Source organism: Salinispora sp. CH2A1_6 (assembly GCF_056820975.1).
The window spans coordinates 1,085,791-1,100,870 of sequence record NZ_JBXEDG010000003.1 but is presented as its reverse complement, the minus strand read 5'-3'; the positions used below and the strand labels follow the sequence as shown (position 1 = coordinate 1,100,870).

Here is a 15,080-nt window from a genome sequence, read left to right as displayed (position 1 = left end):
AATAATCCGGACGTATGCGATGGAACACCGGTGGCGGTCGGCTGCGGTGACAAACATCGCTAGCCTGAGAGGCCAGTGAGATTTCAGCGGCAGATGAGGTTCGCGCGTGACCACGCGAACCAACGGCGGTTCAGCCGCTCCGAACGGAGCCGCCGTCGAGGCGACGAGGAGGACGTCCGTGACCCAACAGACCCGGGACGAGGTGGGCGGTCTGCTGCCACACGATGAGTTCCGCGCCGCCGGTGACGCCATCGTGGCGAATATCGAACAGGTCATCGAGGGCAAGACCGCCACCGTGCAGCTCGCCCTCGCCGTTCTGCTCGCCGAGGGCCACCTACTCATTGAGGACGTCCCCGGAGTCGGCAAGACCAAGCTGGCCAAGGCGCTGGCACGCTCGATCGACTGCTCGGTACGCCGCATCCAGTTCACCCCCGACCTGCTGCCCAGCGACGTCACCGGGGTCAGCGTCTACAACCAGGAGACGCACGACTTCGAGTTCCGCCCCGGCGCGGTCTTCGCCAACCTGGTGGTCGGCGACGAGATCAACCGGGCCTCGCCGAAGACCCAGTCAGCGCTGTTGGAGTGCATGGAGGAGCGACAGGTCACCGTGGATGGCGTGACCTACCCGCTGCAGACGCCCTTCATGGTGGTCGCCACCCAGAACCCGATCGAGATGGAGGGCACGTACCCGCTGCCGGAGGCCCAGCGCGACCGCTTCACCGCCCGGATCGCGATGGGGTACCCGGATGCCGGGGCCGAGCTGGCGATGCTCGACGGGCACGGGGCCAGCGACCCGCTGGAGTCGCTACGCCCGGTCTCCGATGCCAGCACCGTCAACCGACTCATCACCCACGTCCGGCAGATTCACGTCGCCGACGCGGTCAAGCGGTACGCGGTGGAGCTGGTCACCGCCACCCGAGAGGCCCCCGACCTCCGCCTCGGCGCGTCGCCCCGCGCGACCCTCCAGTTGCTGCGCACCGCGCGCGCGGTCGCCGCGCTCGAGGGACGCGACTACGTCCTCCCCGACGATCTGCAGGTACTGGCCGTACCGGTGCTGGCGCACCGGATCATCCCGACCGCCGACGCCCAGCTGGCCCGACGCACCACCGACACGATCGTCTCCGATCTGGTGCACCGGCTGCCGCTGCCGCAGGAGCGCCGGCGTTCCTCGTACGACACCCGGCCCGCCACCGACAGCGCCCGCGCCCCGTACGAGCCGCGGAGGGCGTGAGGTGCGCGACGGGCTACGCGGGCTGACCACGCGGGGCCGGTCCTTCCTCGCCGCGGCGGTCGCGGCGGGGATCTCGGCCATCATCCTCGGTGAGCGGGACCTGCTCCGGGTCGCGGTACTGCTCACGGTCCTGCCGCTGTTGGCAGCGCTCTACGTCGGCCGCAGCCGGTACAAGCTGGCCTGCAATCGCTCGTTGGAGCCAGAGCGCATACCCGCCGGCGCCAGCTCCCGGGTGGTGCTGCGCCTACAGAACCTGTCCCGCCTGCCCACCGGAACGCTCCTGCTGGAGGACCGGCTGCCGTACGCACTGGGCAGCCGGCCCCGGGTCGTGTTGGACCGGCTCGGCGCGCAGCAGGCCAGCTCGGTGGCGTACACGGTGCGGGCCGACGTACGCGGCCGATACAAGATCGGACCACTGACGGTCCGGATAGCCGACCCGTTCGGTCTGTGCGAGGTAACCCGGGCCTTCCCCGGCACCGACCAGTTGACGGTGGTCCCGCAGGCCACTCCCCTGCCCACGGTCCGGCTTCCCAGCGAGTATGCGGGCAGTGGCGACAGCCGGGCCCGGTCGGTCGCGGTGCACGGCGAGGACGACGCGGCGACCCGGGAGTACCGGCTGGGCGACGACCTACGGCGGGTGCACTGGAAGTCCACCGCGCGCACCGGTGAACTGATGGTCCGGCGCGAGGAGCAGCCCTGGGAGAGCCGCGCCACCGTGCTGCTGGACACCCGGGCGTACGGGCACTGCGGTGACGGGCCGACGGCCAGCTTCGAGTGGGCGGTCTCCGCCGCCGCAAGCATCGCCGTGCACCTGCGCCAGAGCGGCTATCGGCTACGGCTGCTCACCGGCTCCGGTACGGACATCGACGCGACGGAGGCGACCGGGCACGGACTCCTCCTGGACAACCTCGCCGACGCGCGTCTCGACCAGCGGACTGAGATCGCCACGCTGGTCCGGGCGGTTCGGCAACACGTCACCGGCGGTCTGATCATCGGTCTGTTCGGGACACTGAGCACCGTTGAGGCAGAACTGCTGGCCGCGCTCCGCGGCAACGGGACCACCTGCGTGGCGTTGCTACAGAACAGCTCCACCTGGCTCACCCTGCCGGACAGTGCCCGGGCCGAGGCCGACGACGCGTACGGCACCGCCGCGCTCGCGCTGGTACGAGGTGGCTGGCGAGTGATCGGCGTAGACCGCGGCTCCCGGTTGCCGGTCCTGTGGCCGCAGGCCGGCCGGGGCTCGCAGGGCTTCGCCGTTCGGGCCGCGTCGGCCGAGACCGTGGCGAGCAGACGATGAACCGGAGGCCGCACAGATGAACTCCCACCGGAACCTCGGCTTGGTCGCTGCCGCCGCGACCCTGCTCGCCGCGGCGCCGTTGTCGGCCGTCTTCGACCGCTGGACCTGGCTGGTCCAGTCGACCATGGCGGTCGCGATGGTGGCCGCGGTGGCCGCCCTGGCCCGGCTGGGGCGCGCCCCGCGGTGGGGGCAGGTGCTCGCCATGCTCGGTGGCCTGTTGCTCGCCCTGACGTGGCTCTTCCCCTCCGGTGCCGAGTTGCTGGGCGTGGTGCCGACCCCGGCCACCATCGGGCACTTCGGGGCGCTGGCGGAAGCGTCGCTGGTAGACATGCGCACCTACCGCGTGAAGGTGCCCGACACCGACCCGATGCTCTTCCTCACCGTGCTCGGCATCGGCGGGGTCGCCGTGCTGGTTGATCTGATGGCGGTCGGGCTGCGCCGGCCCGCGCTCGCCGGCCTGCCGATGCTGGCCATCTACTCGGTCCCGGTGGCCATCTACGTGGACAGTGTCCCGCCGCTGCCGTTCGTCATCGGCGCGGCCGGTTACCTGTGGCTGTTGGCCGCCGACAACGTCGACCGGGTCCGGCGGTTCGGCCGGCGATTCACCGGCGACGGTCGGGGGGTGGAAGGGTGGGAGGCCTCCCCGCTTGCCGCCGCCGGTCGCCGGCTCGCGGCGATGGGGGTCGCGGTCGCGGTCCTGCTGCCGCTGGCGGTGCCGGGGATGACCGGCGACCTACTCGACAGATTCGGCTCGGGTAGCGGGGAGGGCACAGGTGGAGCGGGCCGGGGTACCACCGGCCAGGTTGACCTCTTCTCGGCCCTGCGGGGCCAGCTCAACCAGGGCGAGATCACTGACCTGGTGAAGGTGACCACCAATGCGCCGTCCCCCGCCTACCTCCGGTTCGGCTCTGCCGACCAGTTGCGCAGCGACGGCTTCCGGCCGCGGTCTCCCAGTGGCCCATCGGCCAACCGGGAGTTCAATCCGACCGTGCCGGAGCGGGAGGGAGTCACCCGCGCCCGCTACCAGGCGACGGTGGAGGTGACGGAGAGTTTCGACATGCCGCTGCTGCCGGTGTACGCCGAGCTGGCGCGGTTGAACCTGAACGGCAGATGGTCCTACGACCCGGACCAACAGGTCGTCTTCTCCAATCGGGAGCGTTCGTCGGGCAAGCGCTACGAGTTCGAGTACGTGCAGTCGACCTACTCCCCGACGGCCTTGCGGCAGGCCCGCCCGCTCCCGGTCGAGCACAGCCTCCGCCGGCAGACAGCCACGCCGACGGTGCCCGCGGTGGAGGAGTTGGTGCAGGAGCTCACCCGGGACCAAGGCACCGAGTACGACAAGGTACGGGCCATCTATGACCACTTCGCCACCGAGAACGGGTTCAGTTACGCCCTCAGCACCGAGGGGGGCACCAGCGGTCAGGAGATCGTCGACTTCCTCGCCAACAAGGTCGGGTTCTGTCAGCAGTACGCCGCCGCGATGGCGTGGTTGGTTCGGGCCGCCGACATTCCGGCTCGGGTCGCCTTCGGGTTCACCACCGGCACCAAGTCCGACGGTGACGTCTACGTACTGACCAACCGTAATCTGCATGCCTGGACCGAGGTCTACTTCGACGGGTTCGGTTGGGTTCCGTTCGATGCCACTCCCGCGTACGGCGTGCCGGGGTCCATCCGATCCGACTGGGCCCCCGATCTTGAGGTGGAGGAGGAGGTTGCCCCGGAGCCGAGCGCGACAGCGGGGCCGGCGGACCCGGGTTCCGGGACGGGTCAGAACCAGCTGGAAGAAGGGCTGGAGGAAGAGCTGTCTGGGGGGTCGAGTAGCACCGGCATCCCCACCCGGACCGGGGCGTCCTGGCTCTGGTGGGTGATCGGGGTGCTGGCCCTGCTTCTGCTGTTTACCGCCCCGGCGCTACAGCGGTCCGCCCTACGCCGGCGGCGCAGTGGCAGTCGGATACCGTCGGCTGTGCCGATTGGGGTGGCCACGGGTGAGATGTCCTCGGGCGACCAGCGCATGGTGGTGCTGGCCGACGCGGACCGGGCACGGGCCGACGCGCACGCGGCCTGGGACGAGTTGCTGGACACGTTGGTGGACTTCCGGCAACGGATCAACCGGGCGGAGACGCCGCGCGCCACCGCCAGTCGGCTCGCCCGAGACACCTTCCCGGCGGACAGCGAGGCCACAGCGGCGGTACGGCTGCTGGGCCGGGCCGAGGAACTCGCCCGCTATGCCCCGGATCCGCGCCCCGGGGAGCCGCTGCTGCCGGCCCTGCGCCGGGTCCGGGCCGCGCTCGTGGCGGGATCCAACCGCCGCACGCGCCTGCTGGCGGCAGTCCTGCCCCCGTCGATGATGCTGCGTTGGCGGGTCGGCGTCGCAGACGCCTCGGCCCGCCTGGTGTCGTCCTACGGTCGGCTCCGGGCCGCGACCCTACGCTGGAGCCCACGTCGGCTGTTCGCCGACCGCCACCCCCGCTGACCACACCCGCCCCAACCGGCGACGACCGGTTGGGGCGGGTGTGGGTCAAGAGCTCACCGGCGCCCCTCTGGGCGCTGCCGCCACCGGTCCTCCATCCGGTCCAGAATTGACGGTCGACGACCCGACCGACCACGGGGCCGGCGACGCGTCGTCGTCCCACCCACGACATGCAGGTCGGGGGACTGCGACCGCCGGTGTGACTGCGCCCCGAAACCCAACGCGGCCAACATGACGACGAAACCCGCCACCGCTAGCGGCGGGGTCTTGATCACCGCGCCGTAAACCAGCAGGGACAGGCCGACGACGACCACGCCGGCGGCGATGAGCAGACGACGCCGCGCGTGGAAACGCGGGTCGCTGGCGCGCACGGCCGAGGCGAACTTGGGGTCCTCGGCAAGCGACCGCTCGATCTGATCGAACAGCCGCTGCTCGTGCTCCGAGAGCGGCACGGCACTCCTCCCCGGTCACGTTGGTCGGCCCGGGCGGCCGACAGACCGTGGCAGCCAACCAGCTGCTTACCCGCAAGTCTACGAGGGCCCTCGCGCCTCGGAAAGCGGGACGACCTATGGCCGGCGCTGATTTTCCCCCAGGTGCTGGTCACGGGCGCGCAACAGGCTGGCTGGACCGATGACGGACCGTCCGAAACGGGCCGCGGCGGCGTCAACGGCGCGTTCGGCTTCCCGCCATCCCCGCGCAGGCTCGCCGAGGACGAGTTGCCGAGGTGCGTCCCGGACGGGCAGGATCTGCTCGACCCGGATGCCGACCAGCCGAATCGGTTCCCCAGGGTCGAGTAGGGTGTAAAGCGCCCAGGCGGTGTCGAACATCTCCCGACCAACATCGGTCGGAACATCGAGACTGCGGGAGCGGCTGACGGTACGGAAATCGGCCAGCCGCACCTTCAGCGCCACCGTCCGCGCCACCTGGCCGGAGCGGCGCAGCCGGGCACCGACCTTCTCGGCGAGCCCGAGCAGGGCCCGGCGGATCTCCCGCCGATCGGTCACGTCAACGTCGAACGTCACCTCCGCACCGACCGACTTCTCCCCCCGCTCCGGGGTGACCCGCCGCGGGTCTCGCCCCCACGCCAGCTCGTGCAGGTGCCGAGCCGCGGCAGTACCGAGCGCCGGACGGAGCATCCCGTCCGGCGCCCGTGCCAGCTCACCGACGGTGACCAGGCCGAGCCGGCGCAGCGTCTCGGCCGACCGCTCCCCAACCCCCCAGAGCGCCTCCACCGGCAGCGGATGCAGGAATTCGAGCACCCGCGCGATCGGCACCACCAGCAGCCCGTCCGGTTTGGCCCGCGTCGAGCCGAGCTTCGCGACGAACTTGCTCGACGCCACCCCGACCGAGCAGGTGAGCCCCACCTCGGTCGCCACCCGCTCACGGATCAGTTGGGCGATCGTCGACGGCGGGCCGAACAGCCGCTGGGCGCCGGTCACGTCGAGGAAGGCCTCATCCAGGGAGAGCGGCTCCACCAGCGGGGTGACATCCCGGAAGATCTGCATAACCCTGCGCGAGGCGGTCGTGTAGGCGGTGAAATCGGGTGCCAGGAAGACCGCATGCGGGCAGAGTGCCCGGGCTCGCGCGGTCGGCATCGCGCTGTGGATGCCGTACCGTCGGGCCGGGTAGCTCGCCGAGCTGACCACCCCCCGCGGCCCGAGCCCGCCGACAACGACCGGCCGCCCGCGCAGCTCCGGCCGGCGGTGCACCTCGACAGCGGCGAAGAACGCGTCCATGTCAACGTGCAGCACTCGACATCCGGAGTCATCGGCGTCCGGCCCGAAACGTGGGTCGCCGCCGCGCGGCAACGACTGGCTGCGGCCCATACCCGGAAGGCTAGTGCGGGTGTCCCCGCCCTGACCAGCGGCGCGACAGCGGACCCGCAGCTCAGCCCCGGACCACCAGCAGTGGAATCGTCATTTCGACCGCGGTGTCCGAACCGTGGTACGCCACCAGCCGGCTCGCCATCGGCGGCTCGGACCGCGTGGCCAGCACGGCGTAGCTGCCGTTGCAGAGCACCACCACGTCCCCGATCCGGCCCAGGTGCTCCTCGGGCACCGGGCCGAACCAGCCAGCAGCCACCAGCTCCGCCCGGGTGGTGACCCGGGCTGCAGCGCCGAGCACGGCCGACCAGGTGGCCACCACGTCGTCCTGGGCACCGGGCCGCACGTGCAGGTAGCGAACTCGGGGCTCGCCGGCCACCACCGTCACGCCGGCGCGCAGGCGCGGGTCGGTGTCCAGGTCGAACCGGTGCTCGGCGGGAATGTCGAGCTGACCGTGGTCGGCGGTGACCAGCAACGCCGCGTCCGGCGGCAGCTCTTCCACGAGACGAGCCAGCAACCGGTCGACATCGGCCGCGGCGGCGCGCCAGGGCGCCGAGTCGACCCCGCTGAGATGGCCGTGCCGATCGAGGTCCGGATGGTAGCCAGAGACCAGGGTGGGCCCGGGCCCGGCCGTCAGCGCGGCCAGCATCTCCCGACCCAACTCGGCAACGCCCGCCGCGCCCCGGTAGTCGCCGCCCCGATTGGCCGCCAGAGTGAGGCCGCTGCCGCCGAACTCGGGCCGGCTCACCACTGTCGCCTGGACGCCGGCAGCCCGGGCCCGCTCCAGCTGGGTGGGGACAGGCTGCCAGCGCAGCGGCTCCGGGTCGCCGGCCCAGTCAATGTGGTTGAGCACCTGGTCGGTGCCGGGAACCCGCAGGGTGAACCCGAGCACTCCGTGGGCACCGGGGGCAGTGCCCGTGCCCAGGGTCACCAGGCTGGTCGGGGTGGTAGACGGAAAGCCGGAGGTGAGCGGCCGGCCCGCGGTTACGGTCAACCCAGCCAGAGCCGGTGCGTACGGCGTGGCGGTGGGGATCTGATGCCAGCCGAGCCCATCCACCAACAGCACAGCGATCCGGCGCACACCGTCGAGCGCGGCGGTCAGGCCGAGCACGTCGGTCGCGCCGGGCACCCCCAACACCGCGAGCGCGGCGGGCAGGACGTCGGCGAGGCTCGCCGCGCCGTACCGGGGGGCGATGATCCCGAACGGATCGCTCGCCCCGAAGTCAGCGGCGGCGGGCGAACCGGTGCTGGACCACGGCGGCGGGGTGCCGGACCGGCGGGTCTGCTCCGGCGGGCCGGTCATGCTCGCCGACGGGCGAACAGGTGTAACTGGGCGGCGAGGTCCCGCCAGGGCGGTTGGGCGGCGAGCGCCAGCTCCAGCTCCAGCAGGGCGGCGGGCTGGCCGTCGGCGACCGCGGCGGGCAGCAGGTCGGTGAGGACACGTACGCCGTGAATCTCCTCGACCTCCAGACCCGCGGCCGCGAGCAGCGCGGCCGCCTCATCGGCGGCGAAGCGCCGCCGCAGTGTGTCCCGGGGACCGGCGGCTCCGGAGGAGCCGGCGGCGAGTAGTGCGGCGGCATCCAACTGGCCGGTCATCGCCCGACCGAGTACGGCGGCGGCCCGCCCGGCGACCAGCGCGCTCGCGGCCCCGCCGGGGCGCAGCGCGCCGGCCAGCGCGGCGACCACCGCCGCCGGGTCGTCAACCACCTCCAGGACGGCGTGGCAGAGCACCAGGTCCACGCTGGCCGGCTCCACGAGCCCGGCGAGCGCGTCACCGTCACCCTGCACCGCGCGCACCCGGTCGGCGACCCCGGCGTCAGTGGCGCGGCGGGTCAGCGCGGCGAGCGCGTCGGGATTGGCGTCCACGACGGTCACCCGGTGCCCAGCCTGGGCCAGTGGGACCGCAAAGCCGCCGGTGCCCCCACCCACGTCGAGTACGGTCAGGTCGGCACCGGCACGGCGGTCCAGCTCGGCGCGCAGCACCGACCAGATGACGGCGGTACGCGGGGTCAGCGGCGGGCCAGTGAGCCGCCCTCGGGTCTGCTCCACCTCGACCAGCCTAGTCACCACGTCCAGTCCCGTCCGGAACGGCTGGCCGGTCAGGATTCGCCGCCGGTGACGGCCTCCTCCTCGTGCCGCGAACGCACCGAGTTCGCCACGGGCCCCTCGGTGATCTCGTACTCCCGGGCCTCGGCGTGATGGGTGGGCACCCACCCGGCGCCGAGCCGGGTCCGGCTCGTGTTGGCCACCCCACCGTTGTAGGCGCGATTCCCCGTCATCAGTTCGTCCCCTCGTACCGCGCGGGCCACGTTGCCAGCGCGGGCAGGAGTCTCCCGCCGCCCGAAGCGAAAAACCGTAACCCGAATCACTTGACGATCACCGGAAATCGCGGGCGGGCTGCCGAACCTGGAGTTCAATCGGGTCCAATCGGTCAGCAGTGAGATTGATCACCCCCTCGTGTCGGCGGAGGAGGCCCCGGACCACCAGCCCCCCACTGTTCTTCGCCACCTGCCGATAGCGCTGCCACAACCCCGGGGAACAGGTGACATTGAGCATCCCCGTCTCGTCCTCCAGGTTGAGAAAGGTGACCCCGCCCGCGGTTGCCGGACGCTGCCGATGGGTGACGATCCCACCAACCCGAACCCGCCGGCCGGGCTCCACCCGCGCGAGCCGGGCGATCGGCACCGCCCCCAGGGCGTCGAGCTGGTCCCGGACGAACCGGGCCGGATGGCTCTCCGGCGACAGCCCGGTCGCCCAGACATCCGCGACGAGACGATCGACCGCCGCCATCCCGGGCAGCGTCGGCGCCACCGTGCCGGGCACGGTACCGGGCAGGCGGTCGGGATGCTCCTGGGCTGCCGCCCCGGCGCTCCAGAGCGCCTGCCGTCGGGTCACGCCGAAACACGCGAAGGCATCCGCGGTGGCCAGCGCCTCCAGTTGCGCGGCGGTCAGGCCCACCCGTCGAGCCAGATCTGACATGTCCCGATACGGCCCGCGTGCTGCCCGCTCGGTCTCGATCCGCTCGGCCACCTCCGCGCCGAGCGTACGCACGCTGCCCAGCCCGAGCCGGACCGCCGGACCGCCCAGCCCCCACGCGTGCGGCGGCTCCCCCGGCTGGCTTCCCCAGCGGGTGTTCGAGGTGGACTCCAGAACCGCCCCGGCACCGCTGGCATTGACATCCGGCCGACGGACCTCCACCCCGTGCCGACGAGCGTCATCCACCAGGGTCTGCGGCGAGTAGAACCCCATCGGTTGGGCGTTGAGCAGGGCGGCCAGGAACGGTGCCGGGTGGTACCGCTTGAGCCAGGAGCTGGCGTAGACCAGGTAGGCGAAGCTCATCGCGTGGCTCTCCGGGAAGCCGTAGCTGGCGAACGCGGTGAGCTTGCGGTAGACATCGTCGGCCAGCTCACCGGTGATGCCCCGCTCGGCCATACCGGCATAGAGCCGATCGGCGATCCGGGCCATCCGCTCCGCCGACCGCTTGGCCCCCATCGCCCGACGCAGCTGGTCCGCCTCGGCCGCGTCGAAGCCGGCCAGGTCGATGGCGAGCTGCATGAGCTGCTCCTGGAACAGCGGCACGCCCAAGGTCTTCTCCAGCGCGTTGCGCATCAGCGGATGCGGGAAGGTGACCGGCTCCTGGCCGTTCTTACGCCGGATGTACGGATGCACCGAACCGCCCTGGATCGGGCCCGGCCGGATCAACGCCACCTCCACCACCAGGTCGTAGAAGCAGCGGGGCTTGAGCCGGGGCAGGGTGGCCATCTGGGCGCGGCTCTCCACCTGGAACACCCCGACCGAGTCGGCCCGGCAGAGCATGTCGTAGACCTCGTCGTCGTCCAGGGTCATGTCGCCCAGCTCGAGCCGCGCCCCGATCAGGTCGTAACCGTCGTGCAACGCGGCGAGCATGCCGAGGCCGAGCAGGTCGAACTTGACCAAACCGACGGCGGCGCAGTCATCCTTGTCCCACTGGAGCACGCTCCGGCCGGGCATCCGCCCCCACTCCACCGGGCACACCTCGATCACCGGCCGGTCGCAGATCACCATGCCACCGGAGTGGATGCCCAGATGCCGGGGAAAGGTCTGCACGGCGTCGGCGTACGCCACCACCGACTCGGGGATGCCCTCGACATCGACCGCGGCGACCGAACCCCACCGATCGATCTGCTTGCTCCAGGCATCCTGCTGGCCGGGGGAGAACCCAAACGCCTTCGCCACGTCCCGCACCGCCGACCGGGGCCGGTACGAGATGACATTGGCGACCTGAGCGGTGTGCTCCCGCCCGTACCGGGCGTAGACGTGTTGGATCACCTCCTCTCGACGGGAGGACTCGATGTCCACGTCAATATCCGGTGGCCCATCCCGCTCCGGGGCGAGGAAACGCTCGAAGAGCAGCCGGTGACGGACCGCGTCAACATTGGTGATCCGTAACGCGTAGCAGACCGCCGAGTTCGCCGCCGACCCCCGGCCCTGGCAGTAGATGTCCTGCTCACGGCAGAACGTGACGATGTCGTAGACCACTAGGAAGTAGCCGGAAAAGCCCAGTTTCTCGATCATGTTCAGCTCATGTTCAAGCTGCGCGTACGCCTCGGGGTGCGCCTCCGGTGGGCCGTAGCGCTCGCGTGCCCCCCGCGCCGTGAGATGACGCAGCCAGCTCATCTCGGTGTGCCCGGAGGCCACCGGATATGCCGGTAGCGCCGGGGCGACGAGCTGCAGGTCGAAGGCGAGTTCCGCACCGAACTCAGCGGCTCGGGCCACAGCCCCTGGATAGGCGGCGAACCGAGCCGCCATCTCGGCACCGCTGCGCAGGTGGGCGGTGCCGGCAGCGGGTAGCCAGCCATCGATCTCGTCCAGGCTGCGCCGAGCCCGGACCGCGGCGAGAGTGGTGGCCAGCCGGCGCCGTCCCGGAGTGGCGTAGTGCACGTTGTTGGTGGCCACTGTCGGTAGCCCGGCGGCCCCCGCCAGCTCGGCGAGGGCGTCGTTACGGTCGGTGTCAACCGGGTGGCCGTGGTCGGTCAACTCCACCGCGACCATCTCCGCGCCGAACAGCGCGGTCAGCTGATCCAGCTCCCGGGCCGCCGCGTCGACTCCCTCGGTGAGCAGCGCGGCCGGCACGTGGCCCTTGCGGCAACCGGTGAGCACCAGCACGTGATCCCGCAACTCGGCCGCGACCTCCGCCAACTCCCCATAGACCGGACGGCCCTTCTCGCCACCGCGCAGCTGGGCGCGGGAGATGGTGGCGGCCAGCCGGGCGTACCCCTCGTGGCCGTGGGCGAGTAGCAACAGGTGCCGCCCGAGCGGGTCCGGCTCGCCGTTGGGCACGCCCGGCAGGTCGAGGGAGAGCTCCGCACCGAAGACCGTCGGCAGGTGCAGGGCACGCGCCGCCTCGGCGAAGCGCACCACGCCGTAGAAGCCGTCGTGGTCGGTCACCGCGAGCGCGGTGAGCCCCAGCCGGACGGCCTCCTCGGCCAGTTCCTCCGGGTGGCTGGCACCGTCGAGGAAGCTGAAGTTGGTGTGCGCGTGCAACTCGGCGTACGGCACCACATCAACCGGGCGGGCCGTCGCGGGCGGCGGATGATACGGACGCCGACCGGCCCGGGCGGGGGCGTCGCCGCCGTCGGCCTCCGCCGCCAGCGGGTCCACCACGTGCAGATGCCGCTCGCCGTCGCGAGTGCGACGTTGCCCCCGGGTGGATTCGCCGCTGAGCACCCGCTCCAGCTCCGACCATGGCAGGTCCGGGTTGTGGAAGCTCATCGGTGGCCGCCTGCGCCACTGAGACTCATCGGTCTCCCCCTGCGTCACAGAGATCAGTCATAGCTCGCCTCCACCAGCCACCGGCCCCCCTCGGCCGCGAGCAGCAGGGCGCCACCATCGGCGAGGCAGACCTGAAACCGGGCCCGCCGCCGGGCCTCCGCCGGTTCCCACCACCGCTCGTCAACCGGCCACGGACCAGTCCATCCGGTGATCGCCACCGGCCGGCCGACCCCGATGGTGAGCCATGCCGGTGCCGCACTCACCGCCAGCCGTGCGCTGACCACGACGGGCTCCTCGACAGCGTCCTGCACGGCAGCGGCCAGCGGCTCGGGAAGCACCACCGCTGGCGCCGGCGGTGGAAGCCGGCCCGGCCACGGCGGCTCCCCCGGCCGGCCCGGCAACCACCCCGACGTGGGGGGCCCGGGGCGGGCCGACCGGCGTTCATCGCCCCACGGCACCAGGCGCACCTGGTCGGCCGGGGAGCGCCCACCGCCGAGTACCGCGGTGACCACCGCCTCGGGGCCAAGGAGACCCTGGATCCGGCTCAGCGCCCGATGCGCCCGGTCCCGCTCCTCCCCGGCCTCCCCCCACAGGCCGGGCTGTAGGCCCCCCAGCGCGACCACCCCGTCGGGCACCAGCCGTAGCCGGACGATGCCGGCGGTGGGCCGCACCGGTTCGGCACCCGACCGGCCGCCGGAGAGCCACCCGTCGAGCTGCCACCGCGTCCGGTCAGCGATGGCAGCGGCGGTGAGCAGACCGTCGTGCCGCCAGGTTCGGTGCAGTTCCTGACCGTGCGCGGTCACCGCCTCAATACCGAGACGGGTGCAGGCCAGCCCGTACGCGGCGAGGCGGTCGTGCAGCCGCTCGGCCAGTGCGCGGGCGACGAAGGCCGCCGCGTCAACCCGGTCGAGCGGTTCGTCCTGGTCCGCGGTGACCGTCAGATCCACCGGAGGTCGCCGAACCGCGAGCGGGCGATGGTCCCGCCCCAGGGCCAGCCGGTGGGCCAGCGCACCGTCGGCGCCGAATCGGGCCAGCACATCGCCGGGGGACAGCGCGGCGAAGTCGCCGAGGGCGCAGATCCCGAGCCGACGCAGCAGGTCGGCCAGGGCCGGTCGGCCGAGCGCCTCGACCGGCTGGTCGGCGAGGAACCGCGGCGTCCCGCCCGGGGGGACCACCCGGCCACTGCGGGCAGCCAGCCCGGCGGCGAACTCCCCGTCAGCGATGCCGACCTGACTCTCCACCGCACAGGCCTGGGCGACGTGCTCGATGATTCGCTCCGCCGCCACCTCCTCACCGCCGAGGTGGCGGGCCGGGCCACGGGCCGGTATCGCGCACATCCCGGGGCGAACCACCGCCACCCCGGCCACCAACTCCTCGACTGCGGCCACCACCGGCTCGAACGCCCGGGTGTCCCGGGCCGGATCGTGGGCGAGGACGGTGAGTCGGGGGCATCGACTCTGCGCCTCCCGCCGCCGTAATCCTCGACGCACTCCCTCGGCCCGGGCCGACTCGGAGCAGGCGACCACCCGATTGGCGTGCAGTACCGCGACCGGGTCGGTGGCGGACACCCCCTCCACCAGCTCAGCAGCGACCACCGGCCAGTCCGGGCACCAGAGCACCATCGTGCGGAGCCCGGTCATGCCGAACCGGCCAGGGTGAGCGGCCTGGGCGCGTCGGTGGCCGGTGGCACCGCGCGGAGTCGGCCGGCACCGGAACGCCCAGTGGGCGAACCCGCCCGGGTACCACGGGTCGAATCCGGAACCACCTGGGTTGAACCCGCACCGGGCAGCCAGATCGTCACCTCCCGGGGACGGGTGGCGGCGCCCCGGCCCCGCGCCACCACGGTGACCTCCCGCCGCCGCAGCCGGCCCCGGCCGACACCGATTCCCTGCCAGACTCCCCGGGTCACCTGAAGGGTCAGGTCGGCACCGTCCCACCGTCCGTACGGGACAAGGACGCTGCCCCGTTGCCGGGCCCGAGCCGCCAGCCGGCTGGCGATCGATGTGGACGCCGTGGCCGGGACGGCGGCGACCACGACATCCACCCCGTCGATCAGCGTGGCGACGACGGTGGCCCACTCGGGCCCCGGATTCGGCACGAGGGCGAGCCGGTCCAGGGCGATCCCGAACTCGGCGGCGGCGACCGCCCCGAAGGTCGGCACCCCGACCACGGCGCACCACGAGCCGGCCCGGGACGCCTCGGCGAGCAGCGCCAGGACCAGGGAGGTGGCGCCGCTACGCCGGGGCTGGCCAGCGGCGACCGAAATCGTGCTGCCGCGGCGTAGCCCCCGGTTGGGCAGCAGGCCGGTCAACTCGGGGGCCACCGGCAGCACCCGCTGCTCCTTGATCAGATCCGGCGCACTCGCCGAACGCACCAGACCCGCCAACGCGGCGGAACCGACCACCATGCGGCCCGCCATCGGACCTACCCCCTGTCGTGCTGTCGTGCTGATGGATCAGCGCATTACAAATAGCTCAAGAACTCACAAAACGGACTTACTTAGAAGGA

Annotated in this window: 11 protein-coding genes; 3 read left to right on the top strand and 8 right to left on the bottom strand. The window is 72.2% G+C overall.

Going from position 1 to position 15,080, the window contains the following annotated elements:
- Positions 1-178: 178 nt before the first annotated feature.
- Genes AC1UKG_RS10070 through AC1UKG_RS10060 form a run of 3 tightly spaced genes read left to right on the top strand, consistent with a single transcriptional unit; the run spans position 179 to position 5,001 of the window.
- Positions 179-1,231, top strand: coding sequence for an AAA family ATPase (locus AC1UKG_RS10070; RefSeq protein ID WP_018740050.1), 1,053 nt, complete (start codon positions 179-181; stop codon positions 1,229-1,231).
- Position 1,232: 1 nt separating this feature from the next.
- Positions 1,233-2,528 carry a DUF58 domain-containing protein gene (locus AC1UKG_RS10065; protein WP_018813703.1) on the top strand — a complete coding sequence of 432 codons (1,296 nt, stop codon included), beginning with the start codon at positions 1,233-1,235 and terminating at the stop codon, positions 2,526-2,528.
- A 16-nt stretch (positions 2,529-2,544) separates the two neighbouring features.
- Positions 2,545-5,001, top strand: coding sequence for a transglutaminase TgpA family protein (locus AC1UKG_RS10060; protein ID WP_018742841.1), 2,457 nt, complete (start codon positions 2,545-2,547; stop codon positions 4,999-5,001).
- 53 nt (positions 5,002-5,054) lie between these two features.
- On the opposite strand, the gene AC1UKG_RS10055 is transcribed toward AC1UKG_RS10060, so the two are convergent.
- From AC1UKG_RS10055 to AC1UKG_RS10020, 8 genes are all read right to left on the bottom strand, one after another.
- Positions 5,055-5,450 (bottom strand): DUF3040 domain-containing protein, encoded by a 396-nt coding sequence (locus AC1UKG_RS10055; protein ID WP_018730718.1) that lies wholly within the window; start codon positions 5,448-5,450, stop codon positions 5,055-5,057.
- Positions 5,451-5,564: 114 nt separating this feature from the next.
- A complete protein-coding gene (locus AC1UKG_RS10050) occupies positions 5,565-6,824 on the bottom strand; it encodes a DNA polymerase IV (RefSeq protein WP_026271234.1) in 1,260 nt (419 codons plus the stop codon).
- Between the two features lie 61 nt (positions 6,825-6,885).
- Positions 6,886-8,124: an alkaline phosphatase family protein gene (locus tag AC1UKG_RS10045; protein ID WP_018742843.1), complete on the bottom strand. Its 1,239-nt coding sequence runs from the start codon at positions 8,122-8,124 to the stop codon at positions 6,886-6,888.
- On the bottom strand, positions 8,121-8,891 hold the full coding sequence (locus tag AC1UKG_RS10040; RefSeq protein WP_018742844.1) for a methyltransferase domain-containing protein: 771 nt from the start codon (positions 8,889-8,891) through the stop codon (positions 8,121-8,123). The genes AC1UKG_RS10045 and AC1UKG_RS10040 overlap by 4 nt, the downstream gene beginning before the upstream one ends.
- A gap of 29 nt (positions 8,892-8,920) precedes the next feature.
- Positions 8,921-9,100, bottom strand: coding sequence for a hypothetical protein (locus AC1UKG_RS10035; protein ID WP_018223243.1), 180 nt, complete (start codon positions 9,098-9,100; stop codon positions 8,921-8,923).
- A 97-nt stretch (positions 9,101-9,197) separates the two neighbouring features.
- Positions 9,198-12,572, bottom strand: coding sequence for an error-prone DNA polymerase (locus AC1UKG_RS10030; RefSeq protein WP_018742846.1), 3,375 nt, complete (start codon positions 12,570-12,572; stop codon positions 9,198-9,200).
- A 53-nt stretch (positions 12,573-12,625) separates the two neighbouring features.
- Positions 12,626-14,212 carry a Y-family DNA polymerase gene (locus AC1UKG_RS10025; RefSeq protein WP_018742847.1) on the bottom strand — a complete coding sequence of 529 codons (1,587 nt, stop codon included), beginning with the start codon at positions 14,210-14,212 and terminating at the stop codon, positions 12,626-12,628.
- Positions 14,209-14,991, bottom strand: coding sequence for a hypothetical protein (locus AC1UKG_RS10020; protein WP_018813707.1), 783 nt, complete (start codon positions 14,989-14,991; stop codon positions 14,209-14,211). The genes AC1UKG_RS10025 and AC1UKG_RS10020 overlap by 4 nt, the downstream gene beginning before the upstream one ends.
- Positions 14,992-15,080 lie beyond the last annotated feature (89 nt).

What these genes read in the sequence shown, in the direction of transcription:
- AC1UKG_RS10060 (WP_018742841.1), top strand. Translation starts at nt 2,545, where the DNA reads ATGAACTCCCACCGGAACCTCGGCTTGGTCGCTGCCGCCGCGACCCTG.
- AC1UKG_RS10050 (WP_026271234.1), bottom strand. Translation starts at nt 6,824, where the DNA reads ATGGGCCGCAGCCAGTCGTTGCCGCGCGGCGGCGACCCACGTTTCGGG.
- AC1UKG_RS10045 (WP_018742843.1), bottom strand. Translation starts at nt 8,124, where the DNA reads ATGACCGGCCCGCCGGAGCAGACCCGCCGGTCCGGCACCCCGCCGCCG.
- AC1UKG_RS10035 (WP_018223243.1), bottom strand. Translation starts at nt 9,100, where the DNA reads ATGACGGGGAATCGCGCCTACAACGGTGGGGTGGCCAACACGAGCCGG.
- AC1UKG_RS10030 (WP_018742846.1), bottom strand. Translation starts at nt 12,572, where the DNA reads ATGAGCTTCCACAACCCGGACCTGCCATGGTCGGAGCTGGAGCGGGTG.
- AC1UKG_RS10025 (WP_018742847.1), bottom strand. Translation starts at nt 14,212, where the DNA reads ATGACCGGGCTCCGCACGATGGTGCTCTGGTGCCCGGACTGGCCGGTG.
- AC1UKG_RS10020 (WP_018813707.1), bottom strand. Translation starts at nt 14,991, where the DNA reads ATGGCGGGCCGCATGGTGGTCGGTTCCGCCGCGTTGGCGGGTCTGGTG.